Source organism: Kosakonia sp. CCTCC M2018092, from assembly GCF_003864115.1.
GTDB lineage: Bacteria > Pseudomonadota > Gammaproteobacteria > Enterobacterales > Enterobacteriaceae > Kosakonia > Kosakonia cowanii.
Genome location: NZ_CP034225.1, coordinates 1,727,476 through 1,750,956, shown reverse-complemented (window position 1 = coordinate 1,750,956; position 23,481 = coordinate 1,727,476). Strand labels below are relative to the sequence as shown.

At 46.4% G+C, this 23,481-nt stretch carries 21 protein-coding genes; all 21 read right to left on the bottom strand.

All coding sequences use genetic code 11. The features are described from left to right. Nucleotides 1–15 precede the first annotated feature (15 nt). Nucleotides 16–999 (bottom strand): LPS O-antigen chain length determinant protein WzzB, encoded by a 984-nt coding sequence (gene wzzB, locus EH164_RS08180; RefSeq protein WP_124967885.1) that lies wholly within the window; start codon nucleotides 997–999, stop codon nucleotides 16–18. A 212-nt stretch (nucleotides 1,000–1,211) separates the two neighbouring features. Then, nucleotides 1,212–2,378 (bottom strand): UDP-glucose 6-dehydrogenase, encoded by a 1,167-nt coding sequence (gene ugd, locus EH164_RS08175; protein ID WP_124967884.1) that lies wholly within the window; start codon nucleotides 2,376–2,378, stop codon nucleotides 1,212–1,214. Nucleotides 2,379–2,645: 267 nt separating this feature from the next. Then, nucleotides 2,646–4,052 carry an NADP-dependent phosphogluconate dehydrogenase gene (gene gndA, locus EH164_RS08170; RefSeq protein WP_023479125.1) on the bottom strand — a complete coding sequence of 469 codons (1,407 nt, stop codon included), beginning with the start codon at nucleotides 4,050–4,052 and terminating at the stop codon, nucleotides 2,646–2,648. Between the two features lie 144 nt (nucleotides 4,053–4,196). Then, nucleotides 4,197–5,213, bottom strand: a complete 1,017-nt coding sequence (gene galE / locus EH164_RS08165; RefSeq protein ID WP_124967883.1) for a UDP-glucose 4-epimerase GalE — start codon at nucleotides 5,211–5,213, stop codon at nucleotides 4,197–4,199. 41 nt (nucleotides 5,214–5,254) lie between these two features. Next, entirely contained in the window at nucleotides 5,255–6,319 is a 1,065-nt protein-coding gene (locus EH164_RS08160) for a glycosyltransferase family 4 protein (RefSeq protein ID WP_370277119.1), read from the bottom strand. A 199-nt stretch (nucleotides 6,320–6,518) separates the two neighbouring features. Continuing rightward, on the bottom strand, nucleotides 6,519–7,280 hold the full coding sequence (locus tag EH164_RS08155; RefSeq protein ID WP_042717486.1) for a glycosyltransferase: 762 nt from the start codon (nucleotides 7,278–7,280) through the stop codon (nucleotides 6,519–6,521). A gap of 40 nt (nucleotides 7,281–7,320) precedes the next feature. After that, entirely contained in the window at nucleotides 7,321–8,220 is a 900-nt protein-coding gene (locus EH164_RS08150) for an alpha-1,2-fucosyltransferase (protein ID WP_124967881.1), read from the bottom strand. 38 nt (nucleotides 8,221–8,258) lie between these two features. Beyond that, nucleotides 8,259–9,221, bottom strand: coding sequence for an EpsG family protein (locus EH164_RS08145; protein ID WP_164483606.1), 963 nt, complete (start codon nucleotides 9,219–9,221; stop codon nucleotides 8,259–8,261). Between the two features lie 250 nt (nucleotides 9,222–9,471). Beyond that, nucleotides 9,472–10,197, bottom strand: a complete 726-nt coding sequence (locus EH164_RS08140) for a hypothetical protein (protein ID WP_124967879.1) — start codon at nucleotides 10,195–10,197, stop codon at nucleotides 9,472–9,474. Beyond that, complete coding sequence (locus EH164_RS08135) at nucleotides 10,184–11,437, bottom strand: flippase (protein WP_042717498.1); 1,254 nt, start codon at nucleotides 11,435–11,437, stop codon at nucleotides 10,184–10,186. Before EH164_RS08135 ends, EH164_RS08140 begins: the two co-directional genes overlap by 14 nt. An 11-nt stretch (nucleotides 11,438–11,448) precedes the next feature. After that, nucleotides 11,449–11,994 carry a dTDP-4-dehydrorhamnose 3,5-epimerase gene (gene rfbC, locus EH164_RS08130; RefSeq protein WP_042717499.1) on the bottom strand — a complete coding sequence of 182 codons (546 nt, stop codon included), beginning with the start codon at nucleotides 11,992–11,994 and terminating at the stop codon, nucleotides 11,449–11,451. A 108-nt stretch (nucleotides 11,995–12,102) separates the two neighbouring features. Beyond that, entirely contained in the window at nucleotides 12,103–13,482 is a 1,380-nt protein-coding gene (locus tag EH164_RS08125; protein WP_124967878.1) for a phosphomannomutase CpsG, read from the bottom strand. 34 nt (nucleotides 13,483–13,516) lie between these two features. Next, nucleotides 13,517–14,974 carry a mannose-1-phosphate guanylyltransferase/mannose-6-phosphate isomerase gene (locus tag EH164_RS08120; protein WP_124967877.1) on the bottom strand — a complete coding sequence of 486 codons (1,458 nt, stop codon included), beginning with the start codon at nucleotides 14,972–14,974 and terminating at the stop codon, nucleotides 13,517–13,519. Nucleotides 14,975–14,988: 14 nt separating this feature from the next. Beyond that, nucleotides 14,989–15,456 (bottom strand): GDP-mannose mannosyl hydrolase, encoded by a 468-nt coding sequence (locus tag EH164_RS08115; RefSeq protein ID WP_124967876.1) that lies wholly within the window; start codon nucleotides 15,454–15,456, stop codon nucleotides 14,989–14,991. A gap of 2 nt (nucleotides 15,457–15,458) precedes the next feature. Beyond that, complete coding sequence (locus EH164_RS08110) at nucleotides 15,459–16,424, bottom strand: GDP-L-fucose synthase (RefSeq protein WP_124967875.1); 966 nt, start codon at nucleotides 16,422–16,424, stop codon at nucleotides 15,459–15,461. A gap of 5 nt (nucleotides 16,425–16,429) precedes the next feature. Then, entirely contained in the window at nucleotides 16,430–17,548 is a 1,119-nt protein-coding gene (gene gmd / locus EH164_RS08105) for a GDP-mannose 4,6-dehydratase (RefSeq protein WP_124967874.1), read from the bottom strand. Nucleotides 17,549–17,679: 131 nt separating this feature from the next. Further along, nucleotides 17,680–18,555 (bottom strand): glucose-1-phosphate thymidylyltransferase RfbA, encoded by an 876-nt coding sequence (rfbA, locus tag EH164_RS08100; protein WP_094420936.1) that lies wholly within the window; start codon nucleotides 18,553–18,555, stop codon nucleotides 17,680–17,682. A gap of 48 nt (nucleotides 18,556–18,603) precedes the next feature. Next, complete coding sequence (gene rfbD / locus EH164_RS08095) at nucleotides 18,604–19,503, bottom strand: dTDP-4-dehydrorhamnose reductase (protein WP_094420938.1); 900 nt, start codon at nucleotides 19,501–19,503, stop codon at nucleotides 18,604–18,606. Beyond that, nucleotides 19,500–20,588, bottom strand: coding sequence for a dTDP-glucose 4,6-dehydratase (rfbB, locus tag EH164_RS08090; RefSeq protein ID WP_124967873.1), 1,089 nt, complete (start codon nucleotides 20,586–20,588; stop codon nucleotides 19,500–19,502). Before rfbB ends, rfbD begins: the two co-directional genes overlap by 4 nt. Nucleotides 20,589–20,986: 398 nt before the next feature. Next, nucleotides 20,987–21,880: a GalU regulator GalF gene (galF, locus tag EH164_RS08085; RefSeq protein ID WP_094420942.1), complete on the bottom strand. Its 894-nt coding sequence runs from the start codon at nucleotides 21,878–21,880 to the stop codon at nucleotides 20,987–20,989. A gap of 177 nt (nucleotides 21,881–22,057) precedes the next feature. Further along, nucleotides 22,058–23,473, bottom strand: coding sequence for a colanic acid biosynthesis protein WcaM (gene wcaM / locus EH164_RS08080; protein WP_124967872.1), 1,416 nt, complete (start codon nucleotides 23,471–23,473; stop codon nucleotides 22,058–22,060). Nucleotides 23,474–23,481 lie beyond the last annotated feature (8 nt).

Sequence of the window (23,481 nt, the reverse complement as noted above, 5' to 3'; positions counted from 1 at the left end):
CCCGGTTTTTCTTTTTTACGCTTTCGGCTGGTAGTTTCGCACCGCGTTTCTTAACAGCACCACTCCCGAGCCAAGTAATACGCCGAGGAAAAGCGCTAATGCCACGGTCAGAATCTTTCGTGGGCTATCGCGGTGAATCGGTAAGGTAGGCTTCATCACGTAGCGATAGGCGTGGATCTCCTGCGGCAAGACCTTCAGCCCCTGAATGTCCAACAGATTCTTTCTGTCGCGGTAGTAATCATCAGAGAAGACGAGCGGACGTGAGGACTCATTTTTAATCATCGACTCCAGTGCAGCACTACCGAGGAGGAACATGGTGTCTTGTGAAACATTATCGGTTTGCTGCACCTGTGGCGAATGCACTTCTGCCTCTTTCGCAACCGCAAGCGCCTGAGATATCTGCTTGATGCGCAGATCTTTCTGCTCCTGGGCCACTTTTTCCTGGGTGGCGAGCGACTCAAGCAAGTCAGTGGCGCGGGCTTTGATATTGATATCCAGGTCATCAACCAGCTCTTTGGAGATCTGTTGATCGATCTGTTCGATGTACTCCGCCAGTTTCTGCTGGGCTTCTCTGGCTGATGAGGCCTGATAAGTCACTTTTAGCGGCAGCTCCTGCCCCTGAACGGCGGGATCGATGGTGAGTTTTTCAGGAATTTGCAGGTTTCTGAGGGTTTCAACCAGCGCTGAAAAGGCAGTGCTAAAGCGGCCGATAACGCGCTGCTGCGTACCGGTAGTATCAAATTTATTATCGTTGCTGAGTACGCTAATTGCGCTGGTATAGCTGGCAATCTGACTGGCATCCGGCGAACTGACAACGGCTACGGATGTCCATTTCTCTTTCGCAGTTGCGAGATAAATTCCAGCAATAATCAGACTCAATACGACGAAAAGGATAATTATCCATTTTCCACGCCAAATTTGCGTTAAAAGATCTATTAAATCAATCTGTTCAGAGTCACTGTCCTGGCGGAAAGAGAGGTTGTTTTTGTCGTGTGTCATAGCCACCCTAAATGAGAAGCATAAAAAAGAATTATAGAGTGCGAGTTTAGCGTTTCGCCTTTTTTTTGCTATAGGAATCCGTGTAAATAAATGTTAGCGCGCAATATTTAAGCACTGAGGCGATTTTATTTCCGTGACTCCTGGAAATGTTGCCATGGTGAACTTTGCGGGCATATTCTCGACGGCCCATACGGGCCGTCTTTTGACATGGATTAATCGTAATTGAAGAGATCGCGGGTATAGACTTTATCTTCTACGTCTGCCAGCTCGCTGGCCATGCGATTCGAAACAATGACATCTGACTCAGCTTTAAATGCCTCAAGATCGCGCACCACCCGCGAGTGGAAGAACTCATCTTCCTGCATCACTGGCTCATAGACGATGACCTGCACGCCTTTCGCTTTGATGCGTTTCATGATGCCCTGAATTGACGATGCGCGGAAATTGTCTGAACCGCTCTTCATCACCAGTCGATAGATACCGACAACTTTCGGTTTGCGCGCCAGGATAGAGTCAGCAATAAAGTCTTTACGCGTGCGGTTGGCATCAACAATGGCCGAAATAATGTTATTCGGCACCGACTGATAGTTCGCCAGCAACTGCTTGGTATCTTTCGGCAGGCAGTAGCCGCCGTAACCAAATGAGGGGTTGTTGTAGTGATTGCCGATGCGCGGATCGAGGCAGACGCCCTCAATGATTTGACGCGTGTTCAGCCCCAGGCTCTCGGCATAGCTATCCAGCTCGTTAAAGTACGCTACGCGCATCGCCAGATAGGTGTTAGCAAACAGCTTAATCGCTTCTGCTTCGGTCGAGTCCGTAAACAGTACCGGAATATCTTCTTTGATAGCGCCTTCTTGCAGCAGCGCCGCAAAGCGTTCGGCGCGTTCCGAGCGCTCACCAATCACGATACGTGACGGGTGCAGGTTGTCGTACAGCGCTCTGCCTTCGCGCAGGAACTCTGGCGAGAAAATGACATTATCAATGCCCAGCTTCTCTTTGATCGACTGGGTAAAGCCCACCGGGATGGTCGATTTGATAATCATCACCGCCTGGGGATTAATGGCGTGAACATCGCGGATCACCGACTCTACGCTGCTGGTATTAAAGTAGTTAGATTTCGGATCGTAATCGGTCGGCGTGGCGATAATGACATAATCAGCGTTGCGGTAGGCGTCATGCTTATCCGTCGTGGCGCGGAAATTGAGCGGCTTAGTCTGCAAATACTCCTCAATCTCTTTATCCACGATCGGAGAAATTTTCTCATTAAGCATATCCACTTTGGACTGCACAATATCGAGCGCGACGACTTCATGGTTCTGCGCGATAAGGATCCCGTTTGATAACCCAACGTAACCTGTTCCGGAGATTGTTATTTTCATTCGATAAGCAACTTTTGTCAGTGTATGAAACCGGAGGTGGCGATCCCATCGCCACCGCTTTATATCAATAACTGTTGGGGTTTTTACCTCTTCCGTTGAGAGAGTGTCAATAAGACAAACAGCGGCTACAAAGCCCGCCCTGCCTGAGTTTGCCTGGCTTTATTCCTAAAAATAAATGCCCGATCCCCGTCATTATCGCGGTTTCGATGAAAAAAAAGCCCGGTTTTAACGACCGGGCTTGTATTCAGCTAATGGATGATTATCAGATTAATCCAGCCATTCCGTATGGAATACGCCGTCTTTATCAGTGCGCTTGTAAGTATGCGCGCCGAAGTAGTCACGCTGCGCCTGAATCAGGTTCGCTGGCAGCACCGCAGAGCGGTAGCTGTCGTAATAAGCGACAGCGGCGGAGAATGTCGGTACCGGAATACCGTTCTGAACCGCATAGGCGACAACATCACGCAGCGCCTGCTGGTAATCATCAGCGATCTGCTTGAAGTAAGGGGCCAGCAGCAGGTTAGCGATAGCCGGGTTTTCTGCATAGGCATCGGTGATTTTCTGCAGGAACTGCGCGCGAATGATGCAGCCTGCGCGGAAGATCTTCGCGATTTCACCGTAGTTCAGATCCCAGTTGTGCTCGTCAGAGGCGGCACGCAGCTGAGAGAAGCCCTGCGCGTAGGAGACGATTTTGCCCAGATAGAGGGCGCGACGCACTTTCTCAATGAACTCCGCTTTATCACCAGCCGGTTTAGCCTGCGGGCCAGAAAGAACTTTGGAAGCCGCAACGCGCTGCTCTTTCAGAGAGGAGATGTAACGAGCGAATACTGATTCGGTGATCAGCGACAGCGGTTCGCCGAGATCCAGCGAGCTCTGGCTGGTCCATTTACCGGTACCTTTGTTAGCCGCCTCATCCAGGATCACATCAACCAGGTAAGTGCCCTCTTCATCTTTCTTAGTGAAGATATCTTTGGTGATGTCGATCAGATAGCTGCTCAGCTCGCCCGCATTCCACTCGCTGAAGGTTTTTGCCAGCTCGTCGTTGGAGAGGTTCAGGCCGCCTTTCAGCAGGGCATACGCCTCTGCGATAAGCTGCATATCGCCATATTCGATACCGTTGTGCACCATTTTGACATAGTGACCGGCACCATCAGGGCCGATATAGGTGACGCACGGCTCGCCATCTTCAGCTACCGCAGCAATCTTGGTCAGGATCGGCGCAACCAGTTCGTAAGCCTCTTTCTGGCCGCCAGGCATGATAGAAGGTCCTTTCAGCGCGCCCTCTTCACCGCCGGAAACGCCGGTGCCGATAAAGTTGAAGCCTTCCGCAGAGAGTTCACGGTTACGGCGGATGGTGTCGTGGAAGAACGTATTACCACCATCAATGATGATGTCGCCTTTATCCAGGTAAGGCTTCAGGGAATCAATCGCGGCATCAGTACCCGCGCCGGCTTTCACCATCAGCAGAATGCGGCGCGGGGTTTCCAGAGATTCGACAAATTCTTGTACGGTGTAGTAAGGAACCAGCTTTTTGCCTGGGTTCTCGGCAACAACTTCTTCGGTTTTTTCGCGCGAGCGGTTGAAGATAGAAACGGTATAGCCACGGCTTTCAATGTTCAGCGCCAGGTTGCGCCCCATCACGGCCATACCAACAACGCCGATCTGTTGCTTGGACATTACATACTCCTGTCAGGTGTGGATACTGCGAACGTTACGCAGTCAATGTAGCTTTAATGTTAACTCAGGATATCTGGATGTGTTAAACAAAACAGCCAGCTCAAAAGACTTCAAGCATGAAAAGATAATTATTCCAGATTCGTTTCAGGACGCATAGCCACAAGGATTTTTTTGTTGCCAGTTCCAGGAATCACGCATCATTTCATCTAAGTCGCGACTCGCTGACCAGTTGAGTTCTTGCTGAGCTAAGGAGGGATTTGCCCAGCATTCAGCCACGTCTCCAGGCCGGCGATCGACGAAGCGATGCGGAATAGTTTTATGGCTCTGCCGCTCGAAAGCTGCGATCAAATCGAGTACCGAATAGCCCTTGCCGGTGCCTAAATTGTAAGTTCTGCAATTACTGCCTGGCGCTTTATTCTGCAAAGCGGCGATATGACCTTCCGCCAAATCCATCACATGGATATAGTCCCTGACACCGGTACCGTCATGGGTAGGATAATCATGCCCGTAAATCGACAGCACAGGGAGTTTGCCGACCGCAACCTGGCTAATATAAGGCACGAGATTGCAGGGAATACCATTAGGATCTTCCCCAATCAAGCCTGACGGGTGAGCACCTGCCGGATTAAAGTACCGCAGGATAGTAATATCTAACTGCGGATATGATTTTGCTGTATCGTTGAGAATTTGCTCAACCATCAATTTCGATGTGCCGTAAGGATTCGTCGTTCCGCCAATCTTTGAGCTCTCTTTAAGCGGTACAGTTTCAGGATTACCATAGACAGTTGCTGAAGAGCTAAATATCAGCTCATGAACGTTATGAGCCATCATCTCCTGAAGTAAGACAATGCTTGCCGTAACGTTATTATCATAATATTTGAGCGGGAATTGTACGGACTCAGAAACTGATTTGAGGCCAGCAAAATGAATGATCTGTTTTATCGTATTTTCAGTGAAAATTTTCTGTAACAAAGTGCGATTTGCAACATCGCCTTCATAATAAGTGATATCGCGGCCCGTTAACGACTTGACGCGGCAAAGTGATTCATAAGAAGAATTGCTATGATTGTCGAGGACCACGACTTCATAATTCTGCTCTAAAAGAGACAATACGGTATGAGAACCAATATACCCCGCCCCGCCGGTGACTAATATTGACATACTTATTCCTTATAAATGCAGTGACGCTGAGTTTGCTTATCTCAGGATAAAAGAATAGACACCAGCCGATCGCATGCCTGTTCCTGGTCAAATTTTTCCAGCGCAATATCACGACTGGCTCGGCCCATACTCAAGACAAGGTCTGGTTGCTCTATAAAAGCAATCATCTTCTCAGCAAGTGCCTCTTCATTCCAGGGCGGTATCAGGAAACCATTCTGCCCATCAATCACCGTCTCGCGGCATCCCGGCACATTCGTAGTAATGACAGGTCTGCCTACGGCCATCGCCTCCTGTGTACTTCTGGGCACGCCTTCGCGGTATGACGGCAATACAAATACGCTACTGTTGATGAGATGGGATTTGATGTCAGAAATTTGGCCCAAAAATTCGACGTTGCCGCTTTTTACCCACTCTTCAAATTCTGCACTGGTAATGCCACCCGGGTTGTCATCAAAGGTGCCGGCGATACTAAACTTCACTTGCGGATAGCGCAGCTTAACTTTCGCGGCAGCATGAACAAATTCACGGACGCCCTTCTCGACCAAAAGCCGGGAAACCATCGTGAAATGTATCGGGTCGACAGGAGCAGGTGAATAACTGTATTCATTAAGATCAACCCCGATGCCACCGACAATCTCAGTCGATTTCACGGAAATATTATTCTCAAGCAACAGATCGCGATGATCATCCGGGTTTAAAAACATCACTTTTCTACACAGCGGAAGAACCAGACGGTACAGGGTTGTTTGTACAGCGCGCAGGATTTTCTTCTTAGTACTTTCCGGAGTGGCATGCGCGGTGTAGCAGTACCCTAGTCCTTCAAGCAGAACATCTATTTTTGTAATGCCAGCGAGACGTGCGGCCAGAGCACCAAAGATCACCGGTTTTGGGAAAAAACAGAAAACAACATCAGGCTTAATTTCTTTTACTATTTTTGAAAGCTTAACGGTGTTGTACAGGTCAGATAAAGGATTTGTACCTGAGCGCGAGAACTCATACCTCGCTGGGTGTGCACCCATGTTGATAATCTGCTTGAAATTCTCCGCATCATTATCCATGGTCAGGGTATGAACTACACAATTTTGTGATACAAATTTTTCTATCAATCTTTTCCGGAAAAGAACGATAGTTCCACTCTGGTTTCCTATAAACAATATCCGCATGTGCAAATCCTAAGACTAATTTATGACCACTGAAAAGTAAGTTGCGAACCTGAAAATTCACTATTCCCGACAATTAGCTATGTGCAAATGACAATATCTCACATGCGTTTTGTACAAAGAAAGAAAAAGTGTAAGCAATAGACTAATTTTTACCGCGAATAAAAAACTTCATGAAGGCAACCAAAGAAGCCATAAAAAAAACGAAGCTTTTATTTATCAGCATCTCACGAAACATTAATCCTGCCAGCTCTGCATAGGCTAACGACTTTCGCTGTGCCGTGCTGTCATGAACACGATAACTAAATAACACATCGCTCACGTTGTCCCAGCTGGCTGACATCCGTGATAGCCTTAACCATAAATCATAATCTTCTGATTTGAAGCCTGCATTGTAGCCGCGCGCTTTGATAATCGTTTCTTTCTTGTACATCACTGAGGGATGGCAAAATGGATTAGTAAATGGAAGCTTTTTCTTGATTTTATTTCCAGCAGGATAGTGCACCGTAGCGATAATTTTATCTGCAGTATCTATTTTATTAATGGCGCAACCAACCATATCCAGATTGTGGGATTCGATGTAATTAAGTTGAACCTCAATTCTGTTGTGATGAGAAATGTCGTCCGCATCCATTCTCGCCACATATTTATAATTACAGTGTGTTAGTCCCAGATTCAACGCAAAAGAAAGCTGTTCTAAACCGCAATTAACCAACTTAACGTTAGCTAAATTACTATACCACTCTGATAAAGTTTTTATGATGGATTCGCGCTGGCGTCCATTAACAACGATGACCAATTCATCCACAGGACGCGACTGATTTAAAATACTATCAATAGCTGCCCGGGTATAATTATCAACATTGTTAAGAGCTAATAATCCACTAACTCCAAATTTCTCGTTCATAATTTTCAATTACTTCAATATTCAGATATGGATACGGTTATTACAGCTTAATCCAGCCATCAACGTACAGCTGGCCAATACTATCGTTCAAAGTCCATCGTTCAGGACATATGACGATCTTTTCAGGATTGGTATTGAGCACTGCTCCCCACCAACTGTAAGTGCTGTTCGCAATGATATTATGCTTACAGAGCGACATCAGATACATATCAACCGCAGAGGATGTAGAGCCAGCGTTCTCAACGAAAGAAGCATCTGGAACCCATGAAAAGGTCTCTTTAACCCAGCTAATATCATCGGAAAAAAAGACAAATTTCGGATCCGTGGTTCTGGCAGTTATCAATTCAATTGATTTTTTATAGTACTCAACATCACATAACCCATGAAATGCGCTGGCATTTGCATTTGTCACATAATCGCCACGGCGAATATGTACGGCGATGGTATTCACATGCTGGTTTATGACCTGATAAGAGCTGAGACTTCGCATTTCAGCATCCACTTCCGGGGCAAGCGTAAATTGCTGCTGAATGGAATCAATACTCTCTTTCAGAAAACTATAATTTTGGAAATAGCCAATGACGTAATCGTTCTCGCGTGCCTTCTCATGGTAAATGAAGGAGTCTTCATTATAGACATGGATTAAACGTTTGATTTTACGAAGAACGGATGGGCTATTAACTCCCGGGATGCGAGCGAAAAGCTTGAGCGCCAACACTTTGTTACGCGTATTCTTTTTCTCTTTACTGTTGCTCTTCCTGGCGTACTGAACGTTAAACTGAAAGATCTCCAGCTTCCTGAAGGTATCTTTACCAGGCTGATTATCATAATAGCTGTCATCAATGATGACATTCCCACCAAATTTAATTTCAAGCGCTTTCGCTGCAGCGAACTGGAAGAGTTGATTTCCTAAACCACCTGATAATCTAACGATCATCATTATTCCTTCTTCAAATTTGTATAATTACTAATAATGCGCTAGCAGAAATCGTTTATTCCATTGCTTCTTAAAATCTCGCAACGCCCTTTTCTGATCGAATTATAATCAGGCGACTCAGTTACCCCAGGTAAATAGAAGCGGTAATCACTCATAAGCGGTAAGTAGATCGGCGAGATGACTATTCTGAGTCCAATAACAAAGACGATCGTCAAAATCAAAATCCCACGAGAGATATACTTCGAAAACATGTTTTCGATGTCGGGAATGAGATAGGGATAACAGTAATAAGTGAAACGGTTAAATACCGGGAAAGGCACACCTAACAAGATGACACCAAAACAAAAGTATTGCCATTTTTTATTAACAATATTTTCTTTTTTCTTATATAAGCAGAACAGTGGGAAAATAAAGTAAAGCACGAGACCGAGCATAAATGACGATGCCAGGATATTAACATTCAAATGATTGGAAATTTTATTGCTTATAAAAGCAACCATAGCAGAGTTCATGCCGAATACCAGAAGCCCCAGGATTGCTAACGCACCTCCCGAGAATACAAATACCATTTTCTTACGGTTTTTCTCTTTGCTATTGATTATAAAGTCTAAACCAATTGCGAAAACAGCAGAGTAGTGGAACAGGCAAGCAATGAGTGCATATAGGATAAATTTCCTTCTTCTGGAAGCGAATAAAAGAATGGCTAAAGCAATACCTTGTCTGATCTGCTCGGCAAAAAGCACGAAGCCAAACAACGCAAAAATGAAGAAGAAGACGAATCCAGAGTATCGGAACTTAATGCAATAGTGATAAACAAAGAAATAGATTATAACGTTACTGAGTATATAAACAGAATGGTATTCAAAGCCCATCCACGCGCTGATTTTCATCAACGCAGTAAAACCAGGCTCAAAGGTATTATTAAACAAACCGACGTTATCTATACGAGAATAGAAATCATGGTAGTTGATCCAGTCATATGCTGGAAAATACCATCCACTCATAATAATGAATGTCACAAGGACATTAAACGTCGTGAGGTTTTTATTATTTACAAGTGAACAAAAAAACAAGTAAATTAAAATTATAATATACATATAGGACGCCAGTAGCCCTCTCCAGAACAATTAAAAAATGTTGCGCATAGGTTTAAAAATCCCAGAAGGCTGATTCCGTCAGCGCTTTTTTGCGAAACTGCGCTGACGGAATCATCAATAGCAAAAGCATCAAAATGCAGTACGGCGCATCTGCGCGCTATACTTTAAGGTTTAAAATAACAGCAAACATGACTTTCATTTTTTTAATGAAGTTTTTAATTTTGGACGGTTTGAAGTGGATACCTACAGAACCAGAATGACCGTACATCTCTGGCACCTCACGCCCAATAACCTGTCTGTAAGGCATATTGTCGATTACCTCAAAAAAGACATGTTCTAAATGACGTCCATTGAGATCGTCAACTTTGGTATGAATGTTGGAAAATTTTTCCAGATAAAAATCTTTGCGGATGATATAAAATCTTGTATCAACTTTATCTGGTGAAAAGAATGGTGCGGTGAGAAAGGCAGAGCGGCCTGAAAATGCCTTTATACACTCAAGATAATTGGATGGCCATAACTTGGACGTGCATTTTGCAAAAGCATCATACTTTTTTAAGATTTCACTATTAGCAAGCGCAAAATTAACGATTTGACCTTCGCCATAACCTTTGCCAAAACGTTTAACCGCTTCACTATCATTATGAAAATTGAGAAATTCTATGTTCTGGAATTTGCTTTCAAGTAATTCTCTTTCACCCGCAAAATCATAACCGCTACCATCGCAAATCACGATGGGGACTTCCCGGCAACGCTCAGACAGCGTTAACAGCGCATTGATAGTGGATTGCAGTCTTTCATTACTGTCACTTAAGACCGTAAGTGGCGCATTTGACACGACACAAGAAGTAATCAAAAGCGGAATCATTTTATTTTTTTCCATTCTGTATAAACCACCTAAAAATAAGTAACAGTGCGAAATCCACGATAACTCTGAACGTCGAAGCCCACGCCACTCCAATCAACCCATAATGCTTGATGGCGAAATAGAGGAAGCAAAAATAGGGTACGAGCTCTATAACATGAATGATGGCCGTCGCTTTAAAGTATCCTTTCGCCTGAATTTCAGCGAACGTCACTTGTGCAACGGAGTTCACAAACATGCCGAGCAACAGGACGAGCAAAATGGCAACAGAATGCGCTCCATACTCTTTACCGACCCACGTATCCAGGATGAAGCCAGGAAATATCAGAAATGGCAGAATAATTAAAAATGCGCTTCCGCCAACTAGAAGATAGCCATGACGAAGCTGTTTTTTGCCCTCCCCCTTGTTTAATGAGTAGCTAAATAACGGGAAGAGCACTCGTGATATGGCATTAGGGAATATTGAGATCCTATTTACTATTTCCGAAGGTGCGGTATAAAACGCCACGTTTTTAGCGCCCAACATATTGGAGAGTATAAATCGGTCACAATAGAGAATAAGCGGGCTAATAATATTACTAACGGAAACCCAACCACCATGTGATAACAGACGCTTGCAAACCGCTTTATCAAAAAAGAAGAAGTTTATTTTGACGTAACGACGAACGCAGTAATGGTTTATCGCGAAAGAGATGATGCGAGCCAGCGTCAGGCCAAGTACACCTGAGGTGAGTGAAGCATCATAGGCAATAAGAGCCACAGGGAAAATTGCAAGGATCGAGCCTGTGATCGTTTTCTGCAGGTTGATAGATTTAAAGTTTTCCAGACCTTCCAGATAGCCGGTGTATATCTGCGAAAATAATAGAAACGGGAATGAGATACTAATAATTCTCAGCGAGAGTACGACATCCGAAAAATGTTGTGCAGAAACATTAAATACCCCTGCTATTTTGGTTGCATTTAACGTAACCAGAAGTGCGCCTAATGCGCTGATGGCAAGTATAATAACCAGCGATGTTGAAAGAATGACATCCAGCTGATGTTTATCCTCCCGATATAACGATACCTCACGAATAACTGTTCGGCTCAATCCGGCATCGAGAATGCTCGCGAAGCCGAAAATCGTAAAGAAGATCGTAAAAAGACCAAACAGCTCAACGCCTAATAGACGAGCCATCATTCCCATCGCCGGTATAGCAATCAGCGATGGAATGATAAAGCCGCCAACATTCCAGAAACTATTCTTTAAGATATTCAATTTCGGTTTACTTAGTAATCAAATTTAGGAGCATCGATAAATAATAATCCCTGCTTGTCCTTATCAGAAAGAAGCGGCTCACCTTCTAATGGCCACTCAATTGCAAGCTGGGGATCACTCCATAACAAAGTCTGTTCTGCAGTCGGATTGTAGAAGTCTGTGCATTTATAAACAAACTCTGCCGTCTCGCTGGTTACATAAAAACCGTGCGCCAGGCCTTCAGGAACCCATAATTGTCTTTTGTTTTCATCGGACAGGTAGAACCCAGCCCACTTGCCAAAAGTGCTTGAGTGCTTTCGCAAATCAACAACGACATCATAAACAGTACCAGCAACAACACGCACAAGTTTACCCTGCGTATTGGCAAGCTGATAATGCAACCCTCGCAGCGTACCTTTACATGATTTGGAGTGATTATCCTGAACGAACTGCGTTTTACCTATTGCTTGCTCGAACTTTTTCTCATTCCATGTTTCCATGAAAAAACCACGAGAATCACCAAAAACATTCGGTTCAATCAGTTTAACGTCATTTATGGCTGTATCGATGATATTCATATTTGTTTACTTATCGTCTAAAAGATTAATGCTGAAACATCTCATTGATTGATGCGCTAAGCGGCATGTCATCTCATGGTGACGTGCCGCCTGCAAGGGTAGTTGCTTTTACGCTACATAGCGTTCGAGGAAATTCAGAAGCTCTGCTGTCTTTTGTTGCATTAACGTCTGATCACCGCGCGACTCAACATTGAGACGCACAAGGCTTTCAGTGTTTGATATGCGAACATTGAACCGCCATTGCGCGAACTCCATGCTGACACCATCCGTGTAATCCACATGCTGCGCAGAAGCGGCATAGTGATCACAGAGATCTTTTATACAGAGTTGTGCATCTTCGATATTGCGGTTGATTTCACCGGAAGCAGGCCACGCTGCGATAGATGCATCGATTAACTGGCTTAATCCAGTCTTCTCAATGCTTAACATTTCAATTACCAGCAGCCATGGGATCATACCGCTGTCGCAGTAGAAAAAATCGCGAAAATAGTGGTGTGCACTCATTTCGCCGCCATAAATTGCATTTTCGGCACGCATACGATCTTTAATGAAAGCATGCCCGGTTTTGGATAGCACAGGTGTACCGCCCGCCTTTTTAACAATATCTATCGTGTTAAACAGTAGACGCGGATCGTGAATAATTTTCGCGCCGGGCTCTTTCTGCAAGAAGGATGCTGCGAGAAGGCCGACAATATAATAGCCTTCGATAAAACGACCATTGCTATCAAAGAAGAAGCAGCGGTCAAAATCACCGTCAAACGCAATACCGAGATCGGCACCATGCTCAACTACTGCATCACGGGTATCCTGCCGACATTCAGGAAGTAGCGGGTTGGGGATGCCGTGTGGAAAAGTGCCATCCGGGTCGTTATGAACTTTGATAATGGTTATCGGAATAGATTTTTCCTGGAATCGTTTCTCCAGGCAATCTATGACCGGCCCAGCCGATCCGTTACCAGAGTTAATAACTAGTTTTAAAGGTCTGAGATTACTAAGGTCTATAAAGGAGAGGATATGGTCAATATACTCCTGCTTCAGGGATATTTTTTTATACTGTCCCTGGAATTCAGTTTTTGATTCGTCAATTTCCAGCGTTTCAGCAAGCAACTTAATTTCATTAAGACCGCTTTCGCAGCTGATTGGTTTGGAATCCCGGCCGACGATTTTCATCCCATTATAGTCGATAGGATTATGGCTGGCGGTGACCTCAATGCCGCCATCGAGCTTCAGATATGAGGTCGCGAAATAGATCTCTTCGGTACCTACCATACCGATATCAATAACGTCAACGCCAGCGTCCCGCAGCCCATTCGCTAACGCCATTTTGAATGATTCACTGGTCAGACGGCAGTCGCCGCCAACAACAACAGACCGCGCTTTTGCATGCAAGCCAAAAGCTTTTCCGATTTTCCAGGCTATTACTGTCGTAATTTCGCTATCAATGCGGCCGCGTATGTCATATGTTTTAAAGCAAGATAACTGTGTCATTCTTCCATGCTCTTAATATCATCAAATAATTTTATTATTGATTTTGATAGCGACTAGTCAAACGAACAATATCGTCTTCTTCGAGATAGTCACCGGAGCTCACTTCAATAAGTTCCAATGGGATAATTCCGGGGTTCTCGAGGCTATAATCTGCACCAGCTGGAATATAAATAGATTCATTGGTTACGAGTAATCTGCTTTTACCTGACAATGTGATACGTGCTGTACCCGAGACAACTATCCAGTGCTCTGAACGGTGATGATGTAATCTTAACGATAGCCCCTCGTCTGGTTTAACCGTAATACGTTTAACTTTGTAACGGTTACCCTGACCGATTTCTTCATATTTACCCCAGGGACGAAAAACTTCACGATGGCTATAGTACTCTCGTCTGCCTTCGAGCTTTAATTTGGTGACGATTTTCTTAACGTCCTGGACGTCATCTTTATTCGCAATCAGAATGGCATCTTTCGTCTGTATAACAACCAGATTATCTATCCCTACCGCTGCCACCAAAGCAGATTCAGCATTGATATAACTATTCTGTGCGTTGCTGACGATAATATCGCCCTGCAATACGTTACCGTCTTTGGTTTTAGAGGAAATATCCCAGAGTGACGACCACGAACCGACATCGCTCCAGCCCACTGACAGCGGTACGACGACAGCTTCAGCTGTTTTTTCCATCACCGCATAGTCAATCGATTCGGCTGGGCATTTCAGGAACTCATCTGAGTTGATCCTGACGAAATCTAAATCATGGGTCGATGAGTTTAGTGCCCGCTCACACGCTTCAAGAATGTCCGGACGGTATTTTTTCAACTCTTCAACATATCGTTTCGCCCGAAACAGGAACATCCCGCTATTCCAGTAATACTCTTGCGAAGCGAGGAATTTTTCGGCCGTTTCCAGGTCGGGTTTTTCAACAAAAGCTTCAACCGCATAACCGGCTACAACGTCATCGGGCGCACTATGGCCTAAGGCCTGGCCTCTTTTAATATAGCCATAGCCTGTCTCTGCATGTGTCGGGACAATGCCAAAGGTGACTAAATCCCCCTGCTTTGCCAACTCTATTGCGGAGAGAACATTATTTCTGAACTCAACTTCGTTTTCGATTACGTGATCCGCGGCGAGGATTAAAAGCAAAGGATCCTGATCAGGGTTTTCTTTAATTGTTGTGAGCGCCGCCAGTGCAATTGCGGGAGCGGTATTTCTCCCTTCCGGTTCGAGAATAATATTATTGGACAGCATGTCGATATTGCGCAGTTGCTCTGCAACAACGAAACGATGCAGCTCATTACATATTACAACCGGGTTTTGACAATACATGCCATCGAGTCGTTTTAAGGTGGTTTGTAGCATAGATGCTTGACCGGTTAACGACAAAAATTGCTTTGGGTACAACTCCCTTGATAAAGGCCACAACCGGCTACCCGTACCGCCAGCCATAATCACAGGGAAAAGCGTGAATGCTTCTTGTATGTTTGACATATGCATTACCCAATTTATTTTTTGACATCATTATCTGCAAAATATGATGTCGAGTATTTATGGATTGTTGAATCCATTAAAATTTCTTCTTTTCGTAACCACTTAAAACGCTGATGTTGCGTCCGGGGTGGATGAATTGATTTTTTTTCGACATTAAAAATATATGCCAGGACGACATAATGAGTTGAGAATTCATCATTAAAAAAATTGTTTTGATAAAAATGCTGCCACACGCCATGAAACTGAGCTTGTTCCAGTTGGAAATGAACGTTCAGTTCATTGGCACTGATGCGATTCAGAGCTTGCGCGATTGTCTCATCTTTCAGAATGCGGCCACCGGGAACAAACCAATAATTTTTCGCAGGCTCGTTCAGCCTTTCACCGAAAAGATATTCGTCATGCTCATTTCTGACCAGCAGATCGATAGAGATTAATGGGCTCGCTTGTATAATTTTTTTAAAATCGTCGTCCGGCAAATACATCGTTAATCTCGTAGCGTTTTCTGATTATCCAGGAACCAGGCGTAGGTGTCCTGCAAGCCACTCTGCAGATCAATACGATAGTTCCAGCCCAGTTTTGCTAAACGCTCCACGCTCAACAGTTTTCTCGGCGTGCCATCAGGTTTCGATGCGTCAAACTCAATTCGACCTTCGTACCCCGTGGTTTTTGCGATCGTTTCTGCCAGCTCGCGGATGGTGCAGTCAACGCCGGTGCCGACGTTGATATGCGATAACATCTCTTCCGTATTCGCCTGCCATACGCTGCGATCCAGCTCCATGACGTGAATACTGGCAGCGGCCATATCATCAACATGCAGAAATTCACGCATCACCTTGCCACTTCCCCACACCACGACCTCAGGTGCGTTGTCCATTTTTGCCTGATGAAAACGCTTCATCAAACCAGGGATGACGTGTGAATTTTCAGAGTGAAAGTTATCATTCGGCCCGTACAGGTTGGTCGGCATTACAGAGCGATAATCACGACCATACTGTCTGTTATACGACTCGCAAAGTTTAATGCCTGCAATTTTTGCAATTGCGTAGGGTTCATTCGTGGCTTCTAATGTTCCACGCAATAACTCATCTTCCTTAATGGGCTGAGAAGCCATTTTTGGGTAGATGCATGACGATCCGAGGAATAACAGTTTCTGAACGCCAAGACTGTGGGCAGCATGGATGATATTCGCTTCGATCATCAGGTTTTGATAGATAAACTCGGCCGGATAGGTGTTATTCGCAATAATCCCACCCACTTTCGCGGCGGCGAGGTAAATCTGATCGGGCTTCTCTTGTTGAATAAACTGATTGACCGCCTGCGGATCGAGCAAGTCCAGTTGGCTTCTATCTCTTAAAAGCAACTCCACATCGTTTCTTTGGGCCAGTTGTCGAACGATGGCCGAGCCCACCATTCCTTTATGCCCTGCGACAAAAACACGAGTTTTATTCATGGCATTCATTCCTGCGAAAGACTAACAGCGTAGCCATTGCTCTTGAGCAGAGCGTGTCGTTTCGCAGCGTCGTAATCGCTTAATACCATCTCAGAAACCAGTTCTTGCAGCGACGTCTCGGCTTTCCAGCCCAATTTTTCACACGCTTTAGTCGCATCGCCCAGCAGTGTTTCAACTTCTGCAGGACGGAAGTAACGCGGGTCAACAGAGACAATCACATCACCCACCTGCACACCGGTAACTTTATCCCCGGTAATCTCTTCGACGATAGCGATTTCGTCAACACCGGTTCCTTCGAAACGAAGCTTGATGCCCAGTTCGAGCGCAGCCAGGCGTACAAACTCGCGTACGGAATATTGAATCCCGGTAGCAATCACGTAGTCGTCAGGTTGCTCCTGCTGCAGCATCAGCCACTGCATTTTCACGTAATCTTTTGCATGGCCCCAGTCACGAAGAGAGTCCATATTTCCCAGATAGAGGCACTTTTCCAGCCCTAATGAGATATTTGCCAACGCCCGGGTAATTTTACGTGTTACGAAGGTTTCACCACGGCGCGGGGATTCGTGGTTGAATAAAATGCCGTTACACGCATAGATCCCGTATGACTCACGATAGTTTACGGTGATCCAGTAAGCATACAGTTTCGCTACCGCATACGGTGAGCGCGGATAAAACGGCGTTGTTTCTTTTTGCGGAATCTCCTGAACCAGACCATACAGTTCTGAAGTTGAAGCCTGGTAGAATCGTGTTTTTTTCTCTAGTTTTAAAAAACGAATCGCTTCTAATATACGCAGTGTACCGATAGCATCTACGTCAGCAGTATATTCCGGCGATTCGAAAGAGACGGCAACATGGCTCATTGCGCCTAAGTTATAAATCTCATCGGGTTGAACTTCAGAAATAATACGCGTGAGGTTTGAGGTATCGGTTAAATCGCCGTAATGCAAATGAAAATTAGCGTTAGTGGTGTGAGGCTCTTGATAAATGTGATCGACGCGTTCAGTATTAAAAGATGATGACCGACGCTTGATACCATGGACAATATACCCTTTCTCAAGCAACAGTTCGGCCAGATAGGAACCATCTTGCCCAGTAATACCAGTAATGAGTGCGACTTTATTCATGATTTACCTTATTTCAAATCGTATTGCTGACTATAATCAGAATTTCAATATAAGCTGTGCATAAGACCTATTTTATAAATATCAAATGCGATATTACTCACAGCCCAAAGACGTATAAACGCGCTACGTTCTTATTCGTTTATAATTTTCTGTAAATACTTTCCGTAGTTATTTTTGAGGAGCGGTTCGGATAGCTTCTGTAATTGCTCTCTACTGATAAACCCTTTGCGGTAAGCAATCTCTTCCGGACAGGAAACTTTAAGCCCCTGACGCTCTTCAATCGTCGCAATAAAGTTACTCGCCTCTATCAAGCTTTGGTGAGTACCGGTATCCAGCCAGGCGTAGCCACGCCCCATAATTGCAACGGACAGACGACCCTGATCCATATAAAGACGGTTGATATCCGTAATTTCCAGTTCACCGCGCTCAGAAGGTTTGAGGCTTTTTGCCATCTCTACGACGCTGTTGTCGTAAAAGTAGAGGCCTGTGACAGCATAATTGCTTTTCGGTTTTAATGGCTTCTCTTCGAGACTGATAGCCGTGCCGGTTTTATCAAATTCCACTACGCCATAGCGCTCAGCATCGGTCACATGGTAGGCAAATACGGTAGCTCCACCCTCCTGCTCGACGGCGTCTTCCATCAGTTTAGGCAAATCGTGGCCATAGAAAATATTATCGCCGAGGATCAGCGCACAATCGTCATCCCCGATAAACTCCTCTCCAATGATGAAGGCCTGCGCAAGTCCATCCGGGCTTGGCTGTACTTTATAGTGCAGATTAAGCCCCCACTGGCTGCCGTCACCAAGGAGTTGTTCAAAACGCGGCGTATCTTGCGGCGTACTGATGATCAAAATATCGCGAATACCGGCCAGCATCAGTGTCGATAACGGATAGTAGATCATCGGCTTATCGAATATAGGCAGCAACTGCTTACTCACGGCCATGGTTACCGGATAGAGACGCGTACCAGAGCCGCCAGCAAGGATTATTCCTTTACGTGTTTTCATTGCATTTTCTCACGCTAAAAACGCCTCCCCAGAGGCATTTCAAATTAGTTAAACCGGGCCCGCCGCAAACAACTCCGCCAGCATGCGTTTTACGCCTGTCTCCCAGTGTGGAAGCACCAGTTCAAATTCACGGGTAAATTTTTCAGTGTTAAGTCGTGAATTATAAGGACGTTTTGCTGGAGTCGGATACGCTTCTGTCCCGATTGCATTTACATTTTTCACCGCAAGCGAAATGCCAGCAGCGCGCGCCTCGGCAAACACCAGTTGGGCAAACGCATGCCAGCTGGTCGTGCCGGAGGCAACAAGATGGTAGAGCCCAGCGACGTCTGGTTTAACCAACGCGGTACGAATTGCATGGGCCGTACAGTCTGCCAGCAGCTCTGCCCCGGTCGGCGCGCCAAACTGGTCGCCAATAATGGAGAGCGTTTCGCGCTCTTTCGCCAGTTTGAGCATCGTTTTGGCGAAGTTATTCCCCTTCGCCGCAAAGACCCAGCTGGTACGGAAAATCAGATGCTTCGGGCAGTGTTGCTGAACAGCTTTCTCACCAGCCAGCTTGGTTTCGCCATAGACATTGAGCGGCGAAGGCTCATCGGTTTCGCGCCACGGCGTTTCGCCGCTACCCGGAAAAACATAGTCTGTTGAATAATGTACCAGCCAGGCATCGATCGCAGCCGCTTCGCGCGCAATCGCTTCAACGCTGGTTGCATTCAGCAGCTCGGCAAAATCGCGCTCCGATTCCGCTTTATCAACCGCAGTATGCGCAGCCGCATTGACAATGACGTCGGGGCGAACGCGGCGAACCGTTTCTGCCACGCCTTCTGGGTTACTGAAATCGCCACAGTAGTCAGTAGAGTTGAAATCAACGGCAACAATACTCCCCAACGGCGCTAATGCGCGTTGAAGTTCCCAGCCAACTTGTCCGTTTTTGCCAAACAGCAGAATATTCATTGGCTGCGTTCCCCGTAGTTTTGCTCGATCCAGGATTGGTAAGCACCGCTCTTCACATTTTCAACCCATGCGGTATTGGCTAAATACCACTCAACGGTTTTGCGAATGCCGCTTTCAAACGTTTCTTGTGGTTTCCAGCCGAGTTCGCGGCTAATTTTGTCTGCGTCAATCGCATAGCGGCGATCGTGGCCCGGACGGTCATTCACATAGGTAATCTGATCGCGATAGGAGCTGGCTTTCGGCACGATTTCATCAAGCAGATTGCAAATGGTGTGTACCACATCAAGGTTCTGTTTTTCGTTATGGCCACCGATGTTATAGGTTTCACCCGCAAGACCCTCGGTCACTACCGTATAGAGCGCACGGGCATGATCCTCCACATAAAGCCAGTCACGGATCTGGTCGCCTTTGCCATAAATTGGCAGCGGCTTACCTTCAAGCGCGTTGAGGATCACCAGCGGAATCAGTTTTTCAGGGAAGTGGAATGGACCGTAATTGTTAGAGCAGTTCGTCACAATGGTAGGGAAGCCATAGGTCCTGCGCCATGCGCGCACCAGATGGTCGCTAGAGGCTTTGGAAGCAGAGTAAGGGCTGCTCGGTGCGTAGGCGGTGGTTTCGGTGAAAAGCGGCAGCGCTTCGCCAGCGGCAACTTCATCCGGATGCGGCAGGTCGCCATACACTTCATCAGTCGAGATGTGATGGAAACGAAAAGCGGCTTTGCGCGTCTCATCCAGTTGCGTCCAATATTGACGAGCTGCTTCGAGCAGAACGTAAGTACCCATAATATTGGTTTCGATAAAGGCTGCCGGGCCGGTAATGGAACGGTCTACATGGCTCTCTGCGGCCAGGTGCATCACTGCATCAGGTTGATGTTCAGCGAAAATACGCGCCATCGCCGCGCCATCACAGATGTCTGCATGCTCAAACGCATAACGGGCGCTCTTATCAACTTCTGCTAATGATTGCAGATTTCCGGCATAGGTTAATTTATCAACATTAACCACATTATCCTGAGTGTTATTAACTATATGACGCACAACTGCAGAGCCAATAAAGCCTGCACCACCGGTGACCAGTATTTTCACGAGAATTATCCGTACTTGCTTTGCAATGTTTAGAACGCGATCGGCGGGTAATGGAAGAAGCGTGAGCAAATAAAAGGCACGCTACCGCCCCAGGCTTTCAGCTACCCGAACGCTGTGTGGGACAGTCAACATTAATTATTGCCAGGCCCTACACACGCGTCATTCCCGCTGCGCTGGGCACAAAATGCTAAGCGGCTATTCTCCGCTGAAACAGCCATAGAAACAAGGGAAAATCTATAGACTAAAAGCTTAAAAAATCCACATAACTACCTTTTTTAATTGTTTATTTTCAGATAAAAACAAAAAAGGCAGTAAGAATAACCTGAGAGTAAACTCTCTCAGTATCATCCTTAACTGCCTCGTCAATCAGGTATAAAGCACCGGATTAATTTATTTGATTATTGTGCCAGCAATTTCTGAATACTATCGCGGAATTTCTGACCTTCTTTCAGGTTGCGCAGGCCATAGTTCACAAACGCCTGCATGTACCCCATCTTCTTACCGCAATCGTAGCTATCGCCGGTCATCAGCATGGCATCAACGGACTGTTTCTCCGCCAGACGGGCGATAGCATCAGTCAGCTGAATACGTCCCCAGGCACCCGGCTCGGTGTTTTCCAGCTCTGCCCAGATATCAGCAGAAAGGACATAGCGCCCTACCGCCATCAGATCGGAGTCCAGCGTCTGCGGCTGATCCGGCTTCTCGATAAACTGCACGATGCGGCTCACTTTGCCTTCGCTGTCCAGCGGCTCTTTGGTCTGAATAACAGAGTACTCGGAGAGATCGCCCTTCATGCGTTTTGCCAGCACCTGGCTGCGGCCTGTTTCGCCAAAGCGTGCGACCATCGCGGCGAGGTTATAACGCAGCGGATCGGCGGTTGCCGTGTCCAGCACGATATCTGGCAGGACGACGATAAACGGATTGTCACCCACAATCGGGCGCGCGCAAAGGATGGAGTGACCCAGGCCCAGCGGCTGCGCCTGACGCACGTTCATGATAGTAACGCCCGGCGGGCAGATGGACTGCACTTCCGCCAGCAGCTGGCGCTTAACGCGCTGTTCAAGCAGCGCTTCAAGCTCGTAGGAGGTGTCGAAGTGGTTTTCTACCGCGTTTTTTGACGAGTGGGTGACCAGAACAATCTCTTTGATCCCCGCGGCGACAATCTCGTCGACAATGTATTGAATCATCGGCTTGTCGACAATCGGCAGCATCTCTTTTGGAATCGCTTTTGTAGCGGGAAGCATATGCATCCCAAGTCCGGCTACCGGAATAACTGCCTTTAAATTAACCATTATTTCTTCCACCTATAAATTATTGATGAATTATAAACCCTTGACCTGTTTTCGCCAGTGCGTTCATGGCAAACAGGTATGAAAATGGCGACGAGTGATGCTCCCTCATGACAACAGATGTAATCCTAACGCCCCGGTTTAATCTCCAGGATTCCTCGCAAAAGCCTCAAAAGAGGCTTATGACCGTTTAGCGGGTAAGCGGAAGTTTAAATTTTCGACATTTACGGTGTGCTGATCGACACGATCGATATCAACGGAGCTTTGACCGTTCTCATTTACTGCGTGAATATTCGCCATCGACAGCAGGGTCTCATTTTTCGCCATAAAACGGCCGCGCACATCTTTGCGCAGGTCGAAATTGAGCTTCAGCGCCGGGCCTACGGACGCATCCTGCGTAATGTGGATATTGCGCAGGAAGAGGTGCTGCGGCTTATTGTGTAGCTCAAGAGTAGCTTGCTGCATCTTGATGTTGGTAATGGCGACAAACGAGGTCGCGTTACCGGAGGAGACCTGGATACCGCGCAGCTTATATTTACTGCTGCTGTTATCCTGCTGAATATCGTTAAGTTTGAAATTTTGCGGGATGGATAAATAATCGCCTTTGATCACGCCGTAACCAATCAGCATGCCGGCACTATTTTCCATGGTGACATTATCGATAACGAAATTATCACAGCCATAAATAGCCACCGTGGCGTTATCAATCCCCGCTTTTTTACTGAAGTCCGGCGTAATGTTTTTCGCTTTGATATTGCGAATAACAAAATGTTTACCGTTTTCCACATGCACCAGCTGGCGGCAATTACTGCCGGTGATATTTGCCACGACAAAGTTTTTCACCGACTGATCTTCCGGGTAGTTATTGTCATAGGTGCTGCCCGCTAACCCGATGCCAATCCCCCAGTTAATTTTGCCATTGGTGCAGTTAATATTGTCGATCACATGGTCGGAGATCAGGATATTGCGGTCATTGATTGCCACGTTCCACTCGATGGCATCGCCCTGCAGATCGCTAAAGCGGCTATGGGTAATGCGCGCGCCATCCAGCTGGTTATGGAAGCCCTGGCGTAAAATGCCGTAGTTGGCTTTGCTGATGTTAATGTTATCAATCACCAGATTGCGCATCACGCGCTTCTCTTTACCGCCAATATAGATCTGCATTACCGGGCCATAACCGCTCATGCTGACACCTTTAATGGTGCAGTCTGAGCCGCGTACATCCAGCATAACGTTATAGAGGCTGCCGCCCTGCTCGCCGATAACCTTACTGCCATCCTGTAGGACAAGACGCCCGCGTCCGCTGCCTTTTAACGCCCCACGCACCAGCAGCGTTTTCCCGGCGGGAATGAAAATACCGGTATTGATGTTTTCGCACACCAGCCCGGCAGGCACCTCCACCGTCTGCGCGTCGGCAAAGGCCTTATTGAGCGCAGCCGGCCAGTCATTGTGGTTGTAATCGCTTAACTTTACCGTGTCACTGCGCCCAAGGGCGCGCGCGGCAGGCATATGCAGCAGGGGAAGCGCCGCCAGCGCGGAGCTGGCGGTCAGGAAGGATCGGCGCGTCAGCGCGGTTGAGCGTCGTTTCGCAGTCATAAAGCCTC

Bases quoted from the DNA above. Each gene is read 5' to 3' on its own strand.
- gndA (WP_023479125.1), bottom strand. From the start codon at position 4,052: ATGTCCAAGCAACAGATCGGCGTTGTTGGTATGGCCGTGATGGGGCGC.
- wzzB (WP_124967885.1), bottom strand. From the start codon at position 999: ATGACACACGACAAAAACAACCTCTCTTTCCGCCAGGACAGTGACTCT.
- galF (WP_094420942.1), bottom strand. From the start codon at position 21,880: ATGGTTAATTTAAAGGCAGTTATTCCGGTAGCCGGACTTGGGATGCAT.
- galE (WP_124967883.1), bottom strand. From the start codon at position 5,213: ATGTCAATATTAGTCACCGGCGGGGCGGGGTATATTGGTTCTCATACC.
- EH164_RS08110 (WP_124967875.1), bottom strand. From the start codon at position 16,424: ATGAATAAAACTCGTGTTTTTGTCGCAGGGCATAAAGGAATGGTGGGC.
- rfbC (WP_042717499.1), bottom strand. From the start codon at position 11,994: ATGAATATCATCGATACAGCCATAAATGACGTTAAACTGATTGAACCG.
- EH164_RS08150 (WP_124967881.1), bottom strand. From the start codon at position 8,220: ATGATGATCGTTAGATTATCAGGTGGTTTAGGAAATCAACTCTTCCAG.
- ugd (WP_124967884.1), bottom strand. From the start codon at position 2,378: ATGAAAATAACAATCTCCGGAACAGGTTACGTTGGGTTATCAAACGGG.
- EH164_RS08145 (WP_164483606.1), bottom strand. From the start codon at position 9,221: ATGAGTGGATGGTATTTTCCAGCATATGACTGGATCAACTACCATGAT.
- EH164_RS08140 (WP_124967879.1), bottom strand. From the start codon at position 10,197: ATGGAAAAAAATAAAATGATTCCGCTTTTGATTACTTCTTGTGTCGTG.
- EH164_RS08115 (WP_124967876.1), bottom strand. From the start codon at position 15,456: ATGTATTTGCCGGACGACGATTTTAAAAAAATTATACAAGCGAGCCCA.
- gmd (WP_124967874.1), bottom strand. From the start codon at position 17,548: ATGAATAAAGTCGCACTCATTACTGGTATTACTGGGCAAGATGGTTCC.
- rfbD (WP_094420938.1), bottom strand. From the start codon at position 19,503: ATGAATATTCTGCTGTTTGGCAAAAACGGACAAGTTGGCTGGGAACTT.
- EH164_RS08120 (WP_124967877.1), bottom strand. From the start codon at position 14,974: ATGTCAAACATACAAGAAGCATTCACGCTTTTCCCTGTGATTATGGCT.
- EH164_RS08125 (WP_124967878.1), bottom strand. From the start codon at position 13,482: ATGACACAGTTATCTTGCTTTAAAACATATGACATACGCGGCCGCATT.
- wcaM (WP_124967872.1), bottom strand. From the start codon at position 23,473: ATGACTGCGAAACGACGCTCAACCGCGCTGACGCGCCGATCCTTCCTG.
- rfbA (WP_094420936.1), bottom strand. From the start codon at position 18,555: ATGAAAACACGTAAAGGAATAATCCTTGCTGGCGGCTCTGGTACGCGT.
- EH164_RS08155 (WP_042717486.1), bottom strand. From the start codon at position 7,280: ATGAACGAGAAATTTGGAGTTAGTGGATTATTAGCTCTTAACAATGTT.